Annotated in this window: 11 protein-coding genes; 8 read left to right on the plus strand and 3 right to left on the minus strand. The window is 62.0% G+C overall.

Annotated elements, in window-relative coordinates; genetic code table 11:
• Nucleotides 1–29: 29 nt before the first annotated feature.
• Both GOQ25_RS00900 and GOQ25_RS19635 read right to left on the minus strand, forming a co-directional pair.
• Entirely contained in the window at nucleotides 30–965 is a 936-nt protein-coding gene (locus tag GOQ25_RS00900; RefSeq protein ID WP_160348561.1) for a glycosyltransferase family 2 protein, read from the minus strand.
• 250 nt (nucleotides 966–1,215) lie between these two features.
• Entirely contained in the window at nucleotides 1,216–1,344 is a 129-nt protein-coding gene (locus tag GOQ25_RS19635; RefSeq protein ID WP_005016451.1) for a hypothetical protein, read from the minus strand.
• Nucleotides 1,345–1,649: 305 nt separating this feature from the next.
• On the opposite strand from GOQ25_RS19635, the gene uvrA reads away from it, so the two are divergent.
• Genes uvrA through GOQ25_RS00915 form a run of 3 tightly spaced genes read left to right on the plus strand, consistent with a single transcriptional unit; the run spans nucleotide 1,650 to nucleotide 9,380 of the window.
• Nucleotides 1,650–7,439, plus strand: coding sequence for an excinuclease ABC subunit UvrA (gene uvrA, locus GOQ25_RS00905; protein ID WP_160348562.1), 5,790 nt, complete (start codon nucleotides 1,650–1,652; stop codon nucleotides 7,437–7,439).
• A gap of 6 nt (nucleotides 7,440–7,445) precedes the next feature.
• Nucleotides 7,446–8,687, plus strand: coding sequence for an aminodeoxychorismate synthase component I (locus tag GOQ25_RS00910; protein WP_160348563.1), 1,242 nt, complete (start codon nucleotides 7,446–7,448; stop codon nucleotides 8,685–8,687).
• A gap of 57 nt (nucleotides 8,688–8,744) precedes the next feature.
• Entirely contained in the window at nucleotides 8,745–9,380 is a 636-nt protein-coding gene (locus tag GOQ25_RS00915) for an aminotransferase class IV family protein (protein WP_160348564.1), read from the plus strand.
• Nucleotides 9,381–9,463: 83 nt separating this feature from the next.
• Here the strand turns inward: GOQ25_RS00915 and GOQ25_RS00920 are convergent, their stop codons facing one another.
• Nucleotides 9,464–10,312, minus strand: a complete 849-nt coding sequence (locus tag GOQ25_RS00920) for a ThiF family adenylyltransferase (protein ID WP_160348565.1) — start codon at nucleotides 10,310–10,312, stop codon at nucleotides 9,464–9,466.
• Between the two features lie 236 nt (nucleotides 10,313–10,548).
• Here GOQ25_RS00920 and GOQ25_RS00925 point away from each other — a divergent pair, with 236 nt between their 5' ends.
• The 5 genes from GOQ25_RS00925 (at nucleotide 10,549) to GOQ25_RS00945 (ending at nucleotide 14,805) form a co-directional block, all read left to right on the plus strand.
• Nucleotides 10,549–11,763, plus strand: a complete 1,215-nt coding sequence (locus tag GOQ25_RS00925; RefSeq protein ID WP_370519850.1) for an MFS transporter — start codon at nucleotides 10,549–10,551, stop codon at nucleotides 11,761–11,763.
• A complete protein-coding gene (locus GOQ25_RS00930) occupies nucleotides 11,760–12,413 on the plus strand; it encodes a gamma-glutamylcyclotransferase (RefSeq protein ID WP_370519851.1) in 654 nt (217 codons plus the stop codon). The genes GOQ25_RS00925 and GOQ25_RS00930 overlap by 4 nt, the downstream gene beginning before the upstream one ends.
• A 64-nt stretch (nucleotides 12,414–12,477) precedes the next feature.
• Nucleotides 12,478–13,110: a pyridoxamine 5'-phosphate oxidase gene (pdxH, locus tag GOQ25_RS00935; protein ID WP_160348566.1), complete on the plus strand. Its 633-nt coding sequence runs from the start codon at nucleotides 12,478–12,480 to the stop codon at nucleotides 13,108–13,110.
• 59 nt (nucleotides 13,111–13,169) lie between these two features.
• A complete protein-coding gene (locus GOQ25_RS00940) occupies nucleotides 13,170–13,682 on the plus strand; it encodes a flavin reductase family protein (RefSeq protein ID WP_160348567.1) in 513 nt (170 codons plus the stop codon).
• 13 nt (nucleotides 13,683–13,695) lie between these two features.
• Complete coding sequence (locus GOQ25_RS00945) at nucleotides 13,696–14,805, plus strand: NAD(P)/FAD-dependent oxidoreductase (RefSeq protein ID WP_160348568.1); 1,110 nt, start codon at nucleotides 13,696–13,698, stop codon at nucleotides 14,803–14,805.
• The last annotated feature ends 6 nt before the right edge of the window (nucleotides 14,806–14,811 follow it).

Here is a 14,811-nt window from a genome sequence, read left to right on the forward strand (position 1 = left end):
CCCTTCCCGTCGTCACGCCGACGTAGACATCAAGCCACCCCCCGCCGCTGATCCCGCCGATACAACGCATACCCCACCGGATACATCACCCCCACCAACACCCGAGCCGAGAATTTCCGCAACGGATAATCCTTCAAAGCCGTAGCCACCCCCGAATGCTTTAAATCCAGCCGAAACCGAGTAAACCGCGCCGCCGCCATCAAGAACTCCTTAGGCCGGAATCGAAACCACTCCATATGGTGCTCGAGAATATTCCAGGCCAGCAGATACAGCCCCTGCGCATTACTCCGCACCGACACCGCCCCTTGGCTGATCCCCTCCGGATTCGGATGGTAAATCCGCACCACGCGATTAATGAATCGACTCTGATACCCCGCCCGCGCAATCGCCCACCAGATCAAGCTTTCCGGCACAAACCCCGCCACATTCTCCGGAAACGGAAACCGCCGCAGCACATCCGTGCGCATCGTGCCAAACTTCTCGCCCCTGACCCGATGCCGGAAATACAGATCCACCGACGTCGCGTCATACACGTCCTGCGGGAACTTATCCCCCACGATCGCCCCATCCGGCCGCGCACAGAGCCCGGTCACCCCGACATAATGCTCGCGCTGCGCTGGCGCAATACTGTCCCAGGCCTCTTTCAAGATATCCAGCGAATCCGCCGGAATCTCGTCATCGCTATCCAGCGCGACGATGAACTCGCCCTGCGCCTCGCGCACGCCACGATTGAATGCCGTTTTCTTATGCTGATTCTTTTGCCAGATATAGCGGATAGGAAACGGCGCCTGGGCCTGCCAGGCCTGTACCGCTTCATGCGTGCGATCGGTCGAGCCGTCATCCACAATCAGCCACTCGAAATCCCGGCACGTCTGGGTCAACAGCGACTCGTAGACCCGATGTAACGTACCCGCTCGGTTATACGTGGGCGTCAGGACGGTGAAAGTAAATCGGGGCGCGCTCATACAGTAAGAATCCGGACCCGCGCGACGCTGCGCCGCGCGCCAACGAGAGTGAGAGAGGCCCCAGTGTAGGAGATATCGCAGACCCCGCCATACGCCAACCCGACCATTGTGCAAACAAATTTTTCAAAGCTTGCCACGCTGCTACGCGTGCAGCCGACGATCTCCCGCGGCGATCCCGCCTGCGTCCAAAACCAGCAGGCGAAAAAAAACCACCGGCAGCACCGGTGGTTTTTCATCAATCGCGTCGAAATTACACGCGCTTGATCTTTTCCAGCATCTTGAAAACGCCCTTGGGAGCGTTGACGAACAAGCGCTTGAAAGACTTGCCCAGGCAACGGCGTTCCAGGGTGTTACGACGCACACGTTTGCGCTCAGCCATGATGATCTCCGGTAAGGTTCGATGGTGCCCAAACCCGCCCGACGTTCCCGTCATTCGCCGCATACACGACAGATAACGAGGGCCACAGGCTGGTGGCAGAAATTGGAATAACTCAGCATTTTAGCCTTAAACGCGGGCATTAAACAAATCCGCCCCGGGCCCAGGGCTTGCGCTCCGACGGTCAAGACAGGCGGTGAGATTCGCGCTAACCTACAACACTGTTTAAATATACAGATGATTTAGCGATATCCTCTCGCTTGCGAAATCAAACCCTGTTTCGCTTCATCCACGCTGCATCCCCCGCTATGAGCTCTCATATACGCATCGTCGGCGCCCGCCAAAACAACCTGAAAAACTTGGACCTGACTCTGGATACCGGAGAACTGGTCGTCATCACCGGCGTATCGGGATCCGGCAAGAGCTCATTGGCGTTCGACACGCTGTACGCCGAAGGGCAGCGACGCTATGTCGAAACCTTCTCGCCTTATGCGCGCCAGTTCCTGGATCGCATGGACAAGCCGCAGGTCGACCGCATCGAGGGCATTTTGCCCGCGATCGCCATCGACCAGACCAACCCGGTGCGCAGCTCGCGCAGCACCGTGGGCACCATGACGGAGCTCAACGACCATTTAAAGCTACTGTTCGCGCGCGGCGCGAAGCTGTATTGCCGGGGCTGCGGCACGGTCGTACGCCGCGATACGCCGGAATCTATTGCTGCGACGTTGGAACAACGAGCGCAGGCGTTTGGCGATCCCCGCATGGTGATCACCTTCCCCATCGCCGTGCCGGCCAATTTCGGTGAAGACGAGGTACGTGGTTTTCTGGAGCAACAGGGCTATACACGCGTCCACGCAGAAGAATCGCGCGCCGTCACCACGCCGCCAGCAAAAAGCGGCAAGACCACACGTAAAGCCAAGAGCGCCGTCACGCCCAGCGCCAGCGGCGATGCGCGCCGCATTCTGCATGTCGTGCAGGATCGATTCCGCTACAGCGGCGCCGAGCGCGAGCGCGTGATGGAAGCGCTGGACACCGCGCTGCGCATGGGCGGCGGACATATGGCCGTGCATGTGCTGGACGATGAAGGCGCCGATGCCCACGTCTGGCGATTCAGCGACCGCCTGCATTGCGCGGACTGCGATATCGAATACACGGATCCGCTGCCCAGCAGTTTTTCGTTTAACTCGCCGCTGGGCGCTTGCGAAGCATGCCGGGGTTTCGGGCGCGTGATCGGCATCGACGATGGCCTGGTCATTCCCGACGAGAATAAAACGCTGCGCGAGGGCGCGATCAAGCCATGGCAGACGCCTTCTTATAAAGAGTGTCAGGACGATCTGTGCAAGTATGCGCCGCGCGCAGGCGTCCCGCTCAATGTGCCATGGAAAGCACTGACACCAGAACAACGCGACTGGGTCATGAACGGCGACCCGGATTGGAAAGGCGGCAACAACGCCTGGAAAACGCAGTGGTATGGCGTGCATCGATTCTTTGCCTGGCTGGAGTCGCGCGCCTACAAAATGCACGTGCGCGTGCTGCTTTCGAAATATCGCAGCTATACCCCCTGCCCCACCTGCCGTGGCGCGCGGCTAAAGCCCGATGCGCTGTTATGGCGTTTGGGTAGCAAAGACAACGCCGATGCGGTGCTTCCGCCTGACGAGGGCCGTTATATCCGTTTCATGCCGGTAGGCGCGGCGTGGTCCCGCGAACAGCTCAATGACCTGGACGGCTTGTCCATTCATGACGTCATGCTGTTGCCGATCGAGCGCGTGCGACGCTTTTTCGACGCGCTGACGTTTGGCGGCGCCTTGGATGCCGCCGTGGATTTGCTGCTCACCGAAGTGCGCGCGCGATTGCGGTTTTTGTGCGATGTGGGTCTGGGCTATTTAACGCTAGACCGGCAAAGCCGAACCTTGTCGGGCGGGGAAGTACAGCGGATCAATCTGACCACGGCGCTTGGGACTTCACTCGTCAATACGTTATTTGTGTTGGACGAGCCCTCTATCGGTCTGCACCCGCGCGATATGCATCGCGTGGTGGAGGTAATGCATCGATTGCGCGCGGCGGGCAATACGCTGGTGGTCGTTGAACATGATCCGCAGGTCATGGTGGCCGCGGATCGCATCATCGATATCGGTCCGGGTCCCGGCGAGCGCGGGGGCCAAATCGTGTTCGACGGCACGCCGGATGCCTTGCGCGGTTCGGCAACCTTGACGGGCGATTACTTGGGCGGACGCAAGCGTGTCGAGGCCCCGCGTCCCATGCCCGTTGCGCCCAACACTCCGCGCCTGCTGCTCGAAGGCGTCACCGCGCACAATCTGCGTAACGTCTCCATCGAGCTGCCGCTCGGCCGGCTGGTGTGCGTCACAGGCGTATCCGGCTCGGGCAAATCCACGCTGGTGCAGGATGTGCTGTATCCGGCCTTGCTAAAGTTTCAAGGCAAACCCGCCGAGTCTCCGGGTGCATTCGAACGCCTGCTGGGCGCGGAGCAGATCGCCGATGTGGTGATGGTGGATCAGACCCCCATCGGGAAAACCGCGCGCTCCAATCCGGCCAGCTATGTCGGCGCGTTCGACGCGATCCGTAAGCTCTTCGCGCAAGCGCCGGTCGCGAAAGAACGCGGTTATACCGCAGGGACCTTCAGTTTTAATAGCGGCGATGGTCGTTGTCCCACCTGCGGCGGCACAGGCTTTGAACACGTCGAAATGCAGTTCCTGTCGGACGTGTATTTGCGCTGCCCCGATTGTGATGGACGCCGCTTTCGTCCCGAGGTGCTGCAAGTTCATATCGAACATCTAGGCAAACGCGCTTCGATCGATGAGGTCCTGGAAATGACAGTCAGCGAGGCGCTGGACTTTTTCAAGGGCCTGCGCGATGTGCAGACGGGGCTTGCGCCACTGGCCGATGTCGGTCTGGAATATGTGCGTTTGGGACAGCCCGTGCCCACCTTATCGGGTGGCGAAGCACAACGCCTCAAACTCGCGGGCCATTTGGCCGAAGCGGCACGCAGCGGCATTTCCACGGCGAAGGTCGCCAAGAAAGGCAGCCTGTTCCTGTTCGACGAACCGACCACGGGTCTGCACTTTGATGACGTGGCGCGATTGATGCGCGCGTTCCGCAAACTGCTCGCGGCCGGACATACGCTGCTGGTCATCGAACATAATCTGGACGTCATCCGCGCGGCGGATTGGTTGATCGATCTCGGTCCCGAGGGCGGCGATGCGGGCGGCATGGTCGTCGGTGTCGGTACGCCGCAGGACCTCATGAATAATCCTGCTTCGTTCACCGGCGCGGCGCTGCGCGATTACGAGGTCAGCGTCTTGCCAGGTGATGGCGCGACGGCGCTCGTCACGCAAGGCGTGACCTCGGCGGCCGCCCAAACCGATCAAACCGCACTCGTACCCGCATTGGCCGAACCCGTTGCCAGCTACAGTGCTGAATCCGCAGGCACGCCATTGCAATCAGTGATGCGCCGGCGCCGACAGGCTCAGGCCATCGAGATTCGCAATGCGCGCGAACACAATCTGAAGAACGTCAGCGTCGAGATTCCACACGAGAAATTCACCGTCATTACCGGTGTGTCCGGCTCTGGAAAATCGACCTTGGCCTTCGACATTCTGTTCAATGAAGGGCAGCGCCGTTATCTGGAATCGCTGAACGCCTATGCGCGCGCCATTGTGCAGCCCGCGGGCAAGCCGGATGTCGATGCGATCTTCGGCATCCCACCCACAGTCGCCATCGAACAGCGCACGAGTCGCGGCGGGCGTAAATCGACCGTTGCGACGATGACGGAGATTCATCACTTTCTACGCCTGTTGTACGTCAAGCTGGGTATCCAGTATTGCCCCGATTGTCAGATCCCGGTGGAACCGCAGAATGCGGATCAAATCGTCGCGCGCCTGCTGCGTGAGCACGCCGGTGAACATATCGGCCTGCTCGCGCCGCTGGTCACCGCGCGCAAGGGTTATTACACCGATCTCGCCAAATGGGCGGGTAGCAAGGGCTATACGCATTTGCGTGTGGATGGCGCCTTTATCCCCGTGAGTCCGTGGCCACGTCTGGATCGCTATAAGGAACATACGATCGAGCTGCCCATCGCCGATTTGGTCGTTGATCCCGACAATGAATCCGCATTGCGTGATGCGGTCAAGCAAGCGCTGGAGCAAGGCCAGGGCGTGCTTAGCATGGTGTGGCCCGTCAACAAACTGCATGAAGCCCTGGACAGCGAATTGCAGCAGCAGCATTTTTCGGTGAAGCGGGCTTGCCCATCTTGCGGCGCGAGCTTCCCGGAACCGGATCCGCGTTTGTTCTCGTATAACTCCAAGCATGGCTGGTGCACGGGTTGCTATGGCACGGGCGTGCAATTGCAGAACTTCGACGAGGAGCAAACCGGCGAGGAATCCGCATGGAACGCCAGCTACGATGGCGAAGTGCATGTGTGCACGATGTGCGACGGCCAGCGTCTTAACCGGGTAGCGCGCAACGTGCGCTGGCGCGATCGCTCGATTGCCGAGCTGGCGGCCATGCCGGTATCCGAAGCCCACACCTTTTTTACCGGGCTGGTGACACGCGGGCGCGAAGGCGAGATCGCGCGCGACATCCTGGCGGAAATCCGTGGCCGGTTGAACTTCATGAAAGAAGTCGGCCTTGACTATCTGGCCTTGGATCGCGCCGCGCCCACGCTGTCTGGCGGCGAGGCGCAGCGTATCCGGCTGGCGGCGCAACTGGGCTCGAATCTGCAAGGCGTGTGCTATGTGCTGGACGAACCCACCATTGGCCTGCATCCGCGCGACAACCGTATTTTGTTGGACGCGCTCGCGCGTCTGGAGGGCAATGGCAACACCTTGGTCGTGGTGGAACACGATGATGACACCATACGGCGCGCTTCGCACATCATCGATATCGGGCCAGGCGCGGGCGTGCGCGGCGGCCGTGTTGTCGCGCAGGGCACGGCGCAAGATCTGATCGATGCCCCCGAATCCGTGACAGGCCGCTATCTGGCCAAGCCGCTCAAGCACCCGCTCAACGGGCGCCGCGCAGTCGACGCCGCCACGCCTATGATCCAGATTCATGGCGCGCATCTGCACAACTTGCGGCAAGTGGACGCACGCTTGCCCATCGGCCGGTTAAGCGTGGTGACGGGCGTATCCGGCTCGGGCAAGTCCACGCTGGCGCGTGAAGTGCTGCTCGATAATCTCGCTCTGGCCGTGGGCAAGGACGCCACCCCGCGTTGGCAAGGTTGCGCGCGCATCACGGGCTGGGAGGCGATCGACCGGGTGTTGGAAGTCGATCAGACGCCCATCGGTAAAACGCCGCGTTCCTGCCCTGCGACCTATATCGGTTTCTGGGACGATGTGCGCCGCCAATTCGCGGAAATGCGCGAGGCGCGCATGCGTGGCTGGACGGCGGCGCGGTTTTCGTTCAATACCGGCGATGGCCGCTGCCCGATCTGCGAAGGGCAAGGCATGCGCACCATCGAAATGAACTTCCTGCCGGATGTGAAGGTGCCGTGCGACGCGTGTCATGGCGCGCGCTTTAATGCCGATACTTTGTCGGTGCAGATGCGAGGCAAGAACGCGGGCGAAGTGCTCAGCATGGAGGTCGACGATGCGCTGGAGTATTTCGCCGCGCACACCAAGATCCGCCGTCCCTTGCAATTGATGCAGGATGTCGGCTTGGGATATTTAACACTCGGCCAACCCTCGCCCACGCTGTCGGGCGGGGAAGCGCAACGGATCAAGCTCGTGACCGAGCTTGCCAAGGCGCGGCTAACGGAAGGCGTCATCACCACGGGCCGCGCCTCGCGCGTGCCGCATACGTTGTATGTGCTGGATGAACCGACCGTGGGCTTGTCGATGGCGGATGTGGAAAAACTGATCCATGTGCTGCATCGCCTGGTCGACGCGGGCAACACGGTGGTGGTCATCGAACACAACCTGGATGTGATCGCGGAAGCCGATTGGCTGCTTGACCTGGGCCCGGAAGGCGGCACGGGTGGCGGTCAACTGGTGGCCGAGGGTTCGCCCGAGCATGTCATGAGTTTGCGTGACCGTTCACACACCGGCCGTGTACTGGCGGAATTTTTGGCGCAGCAAGGCTAAAGCATCATGCACTGTCGTTTTGAAGATCGCGTGACCGGTCGGGCACGCGTACTACAGGGGCTGCGCGAGCGTATCGAGGTTCGCGATGCCGCGGGCCTGCCTGCTGCGCTGGATGCCATTGAGCGCGCCCGCCGCGCGGGGCATTGGGTCGCGCTGTTGCTCGATTATGAATTGGGCGAGTGGCTCGCGCCTGAAACCACGCTGGCTCCGCCCACGGGCGGGCCGGCAACTCGAGAGGAGACCGACGGCGCGTCGCGCTTGACTGCGTTGGTGTTCGATCGCATGGTGATCGAGGCGCCGTGGTCCGCAGGGCAGCCGTCGTCCGCATCAGGGCGAGGCGATCTGAGCGCGAAACACAGCCTTCCCACTGCCGGATACATCAGCGCAATCACGCCACGCATGGCGCGCTCCGATTACCTGCGTCACATCGCGACTATCCGCGAACTGATCGCGGCGGGTGAGCTTTATCAGGTCAATTTCACGCTACCCTTGGATGTCCAAATTCAAGGCGACGCCCGGCTCGTTTATCAACGCATCGCCGCGCGCCACCCCGTGGCCCACGCCGCCTATATCGAAGACGGCGACCGCAAGGTGTTGTCGTTTTCCCCCGAGCTATTCGTACGCCGAGAAGGCAGCCAGCTTACCGTGCGGCCCATGAAAGGCACGGCGCCCCGCCATTCCGATCCGGCCGAAGACACGCGGCTATGTCAGACGCTGGTGGCCAGCGTCAAGAATCGGTCGGAAAACCTGATGATCGTGGATCTGTTGCGCAACGATCTGGGTCGCCTCGCGCGTCCCGGGTCGGTGCGGGTGCCCGCGCTCTTTACGTTGGAAGCCTATCCGACCGTGTGGACCATGACGTCCACGGTGACAGCCGATGTCCCGGACGCCACCTTCGGGCAGATCCTGCAAGCACTGTTTCCTTGCGGATCCATCACCGGCGCGCCCAAAGTGGCGGCCATGCGGCGAATCCGCCAGATGGAGATCGCGCCGCGCGGCCTGTATTGTGGGGCGATTGGCTGGCTGGCGCCCGATGGCGATTTTTCCTTGAACGTGGCGATCCGCACGCTGGTCGTGGATGCCTCTGGCCACGGCGTTTACAGCGTGGGCGGTGGCATTGTGTACGATTCGGATCCTGAACAAGAGTGGCAGGAATGCCTGTGGAAAGCGCGCATCTTGCGAGATGGCATGAACGCCGACGGCTCGGGCGCTATGGCCGACCTCGAGCGCGCCAACGGCCCGCTGTAGGCGTGGCCGTACCACGGCACTGCCAGCGTTCCTCCCCCTCGCCCACGGAGAATTCCCATGTCGCCAGAGCTGATCGAAACCATGCGCGTGCAAGCCGACGGCTCCATCCCGCTGTTGTCGCGCCATCTTGCCCGCTTGCAGGCCAGCTGCACGGCCTTGGGCTTTGTGTGGCCCGGCGTCCCCAATCTGGAGCGCGATGCCTACGAAGCGATTTCGATGCTGGGCACCACGGGCGTGCATCGGCTGCGCCTGCTGCTGGATCGTAGCGGCAAACGCACGATCCAGGCGGCGCCGCTGCCGCCGTTGTTGGGCGCTCAGCACGTGATGCTGTCCGATACTGTGCTGGATGCCGATGAACCCTTGTTGCGTTTCAAGACGACTTACCGCCCCTGGTACGCGCAGGCAGCCAGCTGGCTGGAGGGGCATCCCGATGTATTCGACCTGCTGTATCTGAATGCGCGCGGCGAACTCTGCGAGGGCAGCCGCAGCAATGTGTATTTGCTGCTACGTGGGGTCTGGTACACACCGCCTGTTAGCGTGGGATGCTTGCCGGGGGTACAGCGCGCGGAATTGATCGAGCGCGAGCAGGTCCACGAACGGACGTTGACGATGGAAGATCTGCACAGCGCGCAAGGCATACGCATCTCTAACGCATTACGCGGATGGCTGGATGTCTCTTGGCGCGTGGTTTAGACGGGGCGCAAGGGGTTGGTTTGGTCTTTCTCGCACGCGTCGTGGTGGATGGGCCCCAGTGGCGCGGCCTAAGCTCAAGCCACCTACCCCTTCTCACCCAGCACAATACGCAAGACTTCATTGGCGACCGCCATGCCCATCACCGCCGTCACGGTGACGACCGAGCCGTAGCCCGCGCAGGACAAGCCCTGGGGCGCCGGCGTCTGTCCGGCGGCACCCAAGTCATCGGCGATCTCGGCGGCGCGGGTCCAGGCGGCGGGCAAAATCGCCGGCTGATCGAACCACAGCGCGCGCACGCCCATGCGAGGCACGCGTTTAAGCGCTTTGCCGCGTGCGTCACTCGCCCTCGGGAATCCATGCTGACGGCGCAGCTGATTGCGCAATTTAGCTAGCAAGGCGTCATTCGTCGCCTGCGACAGATCACCTGCTCGCAAGGCCAGGGGATCGGTTTTGCCTCCGGCTCCGCCGCACAGCAGCATCGGCATACGTTGCTCGCGCGCATGCAAAACCATGGCGATTTTCGCGGCCGCCTGATCCGTGCAGTCAGCCAGGACGGAATAGCGTTCGGCCAGGATCTGTCTGGTATTGCCAGGCTCGACAAAATCCTCGACCCGGGTCACCGCGCAGGTCGGATTAATCTCGCGGATTCGTGCGGCCAGGGCGTCGACCTTGGCCTGCCCGATGGTCGAACTTAGTGCATGTATCTGCCGGTTGATGTTGGATTCGGCGATATTGTCCAGATCGATCAGCGTCAAAGCCCCCACGCCGCAGCGCGCCAGCGCCTCGACCGCCCAGGATCCGACACCACCCAGCCCCGCGACGGCGACATGCGCCTGTCGCAGGCGCGTGGGTGCCTCGGGACCATATAGCCGCGCGAGACCGCCAAAACGCCGTTCGAGGTCCGCGTCGTCGAATGAAGTTGAAGATTCCATGCCGGTATTTTCCCACGGCGTTGCAATTAATACACAGCGCACCAGACGAGCGTCATCGCTCATACCTTCCGTGGATTCTCTAACTTCTGTGATCTATCAACGATCTGGGCCTAGCTACGTCGATTCCACGCGTTACACCCATCGATATTACGCGTGCAGGGGCGGACGCACGAGCGGCAAGTGGCTCGACATTGACCACATCTGTGGTCAGAATGACAGAAGTTAACGCCGTATCAGTGTCTACCAGCGCCCCTTCCCCCTCCTCTACCGCGCTCGCGACGGAATTTACCGGAGCGGGGATGTTGTGCCTGGTCGCTATGTTGAACCATGTCGCACTGACGGGCGGGCGCATCACGGTGTCGCTGACGGCGCTACAACTGGGCCTATCGACATTTATCGTCGGGGGGCTGGTGGCGTTATTTGCCGTTATCCCCATGCTAATGTCGGTGCGCGCCGGCCAATGGATCGATCGGATTGGCGTGCGCCGCCCGCTCAATCTTGGCAACGCCCTCGTGGTGATCGGCACTGTGATCCCGTTCCTCGTGCATGACGAGCTGGCGCTGTTATTTGCGGCTTTTAGCATCGGTATTGGCTTCATGCTGCACCAAGTGGCGACGCAGGACGTGCTCGGTCATGCCGAGCCCACGCGTCGCTTACGCAATTTTTCGTGGCTATCGCTGACTCTGGCCGCCTCTGGCTTTAGCGGACCCCTGATTGCGGGTCTGGCCATCGATCACGTGGGTTCGCGGATGGCCTTTGGCATATTGACCTTGGGGCCGCTACTGGCACTGGCAGGTCTGCGTCGGCTGCAGCCTGCCCTGCGGGCCGTCGATACCGCCATGGAACCGGCCGCCCGTCAGGTGATGCGTCCACGGGCTACCGAGCTGTTGAAGCTGCCGCCCTTGCGGCGCGTGCTGATGGTGAACACCATTCTGTCGGGCGCCTGGGATACGCACCTGTTTGTAGTGCCGCTGTACGGTGTGGCCATCGGCCTGTCCGCCACCACGATCGGGACCATTCTGGCGACTTTTGCGCTGGGGACTTTTTTGATACGGCTGGCATTGCCGGTTATCCAAAAACGGGTGACGTCCTGGGCGCTGGTGCGGGTCTCTACGGTGATCGCCGTATTGGTGTTCTTGCTTTACCCCTGGTTCAGCAGCCTGACTGTCCTGATGCCGCTCTCTTTTGTGCTGGGGCTCGCGCTGGGATCGTGCCAACCGAGTATGCTGTCGCTCTTGCACCAACACACGCCGCACGGCCGCGCCGCCGAGGCTGTCGGGTTACGGCTCGCGCTGATCAATGCTTCTCAGGTCTCGCTGCCGCTGGCTTTTGGCGCGTTGGGTGCAATCGTGGGCATCGCGCCCCTGTTTTGGGCCTACGCCACCGCGCTGAGCGTGGGAGGCTGGGCAAACCGTAATCCTCCGCAAGACGCTGAACCTCCTTCGCCGTGAATTCGTCGACTTCGACCCCCGCCTTGAACGCCCACTCGATTCCGTTCCGCCTTTGGACTCCCGAGGAACGCCGCGCCTCACTTGAAGAGGCGTTGCGTCACTGGCGCGAAGGCGAAGACGTCTGGGTGTATGCGTATGGGTCGCTGATCTGGCGGCCCGATTTCGAATACCAGGAACGGCGACTGGCGACCCTGCATGGACATCACCGCGCGTTGTGCCTGTGGTCGCGGGTGAACCGCGGCACGCCGGAATGTCCGGGGCTGGTATTCGGTCTGGATCGTGGAGGCTCGTGCCGCGGCATGGTGTACCGGCTGTCGGGCCAGGCGGTACCCGACTATTTCCCGGCATTATGGGATCGGGAAATGTCCACGGGCGCTTATCTGCCGCGCTGGGTCAATTGCGCGACCGATCAGGGGACAGTGCGCGCGCTCGTTTTCATCATAAACCGCGACAACCCCGCCTACATCCGGGCGCTGCCGGAACCGGAGCTGCTGGCGATCATCCGCCGCGCCACGGGCTCGCGTGGCCCTTGCACGGAGTATGTCATTCAAACCGCGCAGGCCCTGCGGGCGGCGGGTATCCGCGACGCCCGCCTGGAACATATCGCCCGCCGCCTGCAAGAGCCGGTGGATCCCCTGCCCGAGAACTGAATCGGATCGGGGGAAGGCGGTAAACTCGGGGTTATCCGATTTTTGTTGCGCCAGGATGTCCCCCATGTCTGTTTCTGATCTGCGCCAAAGTTACGAAAAAAATGTGCTGCTCGAAGAGACCGCCTCGGCGTCTCCGCTTGCGCAGTTCACTCAGTGGTTCGAGGAAGCGCTCACGGCCAAGGTGCCTGAACCCAACGCAATGACCCTGGCCACGGTCGATGCCAACGGCCAGCCGTCGGCACGCACGGTGCTGATCAAGGGCTTTGACGAAAAGGGGTTCACGTTTTTCACGAACTATGACTCGCGTAAGGGTCAGGATCTGAAAAGCAATCCTCGCGCGGCGTTGCTGTTTTTCTGGCAGGCGCTGGAGCGTCAAGTGCGCATCGAAGGCGTGATCGAAAAAGTGTCGCCGGAGGAATCCGACGCCTATTTCCACAGCCGGCCGTTGGGATCGCGCCTGGGCGCCTGGGCATCCGAGCAAAGCAAGCCCATCACGCGCGCCGAACTCGAGGCACGCGAGCTGGCGTTTCGCGAGCGGTATGGCAACGAACCGCCGAGACCGCCACACTGGGGCGGCTATCGCCTGGTGCCGCACGCCTTTGAATTCTGGCAAGGCCGCCCGTCGCGCCTGCATGACCGCCTGCGCTATCTGCCCGACGGGCAAGGCGGCTGGGTCCGCGACCGACTTTCGCCGTAAGCGCGCCTAACCTTTAATCCTACGCCCTGAGTGACGTCGCCACGCCACTCAACCGCTGCATGCCCGATATTGACTCCCCTTTCGACGCGCGCTTTTTCCGCACCGCACTCGGCCGGTTTGCCACCGGCGTCACCGTGTTGACGACCACCGCCGCCGACGGCACACCCATCGGCATGACGGTCAGCTCGTTCAATTCCGTGTCGCTGCAACCGCCGCTGGTGCTGTGGAGCTTGTCGCTCACCTCCAGCTCGCGCGAGGTATTCGAGCAGTGCGAACGCTATGTGGTCAACGTCTTGTCGGCCGAACAAATCGCGCTGGCCCGGCATTTCGCCACGGGCAATTCGCGCGAGCGATTCGCCGCCGTGCCGCATCGCCTGGCTCCTGGCGGCACGCCCATGCTAGACGAGCAGTGTGCCGCGTGGTTCGAGTGCCGCAACCGCAGCCGTTATGTCGAGGGCGATCACATCATCATGGTGGGCGAGGTCGAGCGTTGCGGCCACTCGGCCGAGGCGCCATTAGTTTTCCATGCCGGCGGCTTCGATCTGACGCCGGCCTCCAAGCATTCTTCCTGATTTCGAGCCGAATATGAGTACTGATATCGACTGCATCGTGGTCGGCGCGGGCGTGGTAGGCCTGGCCGTGGCGCGCGCGTTGGCCCTGCAAGGCCGTGAAGTCTTGGTCGCGGAAGCCACCGAGGGCATCGGCACCGGCACCAGCTCGCGCAATTCGGAGGTCATCCATGCCGGGATTTATTATCCGGCTGGCAGCCTGAAGGCGCAGCTGTGCGTGCGTGGCAAGCACATGCTGTATGACTATTGCGAAGCGCGCGGGGTGCCGTACCAGCGAAGGGGCAAGCTGATCGTCGCGACCACCGAGGATGAAGCGCGCTTGCTCGATGGTATCGCCGAGCGCGCGCGCGCGAACGGCGTGGACGATATGCGCAAGCTCTCGGCCGAGGAAGCCATGGCGATGGAGCCTGCACTGCGTTGCACGGCCGCACTGCTGTCGCCATCGACGGGCATCGTCGACAGCCATGGGCTGATGCTGGCGTATCAAGGCGATGCCGAAAATGCCGGCGCGCAGTGCGTATTCTTTACCCCGATGCTCTCGGCGCGTGTGCGGCCCGAGGGCGGTTTCGAGGTGGAGTTCGGCGGTGACGAGGCGATGAGCCTGTCGTGCAATGTGTTGATCAATGCGTCGGGCATTCACGCGCCCACGTTAGCGCGCCGTATTGCCGGTCTGCCGGAGTCCAGCATTCCGAACGAATATCTGTGCAAGGGCAGCTATTTCACGCTGAGCGGTAGAGCCCCTTTCTCGCATCTGATTTATCCCGTGCCCAACCATGCAGGCCTGGGCGTGCATCTGACGCTGGATCTGGGCGGGCAGGCGAAATTCGGACCCGATACCGAGTGGATCCCCGAGGAAGACTACACGCTGGAGCCCAGCCGCGCGGACGTGTTCTACGATGCGGTGCGTACCTACTGGCCCGCGCTGCCCGATGGCGCGCTGGCCCCTGGCTATACTGGCATCCGTCCCAAAATCTCCGGCCCCAATGAACCAGCGGCCGATTTCGTCATCGCCGGCCCTGCCGTGCATGGCGTCGCTGGCCTGGTCAATCTGTTCGGCATCGAATCGCCCGGACTGACCGCCAGCCTGGCGATTGCCGACGAAACGCTGGCTCGCCTGACGCCTTAAGCTATT

It is taken from the genome of Bordetella sp. 15P40C-2, from assembly GCF_009763235.1.
Lineage (GTDB): Bacteria > Pseudomonadota > Gammaproteobacteria > Burkholderiales > Burkholderiaceae_B > Bordetella_A.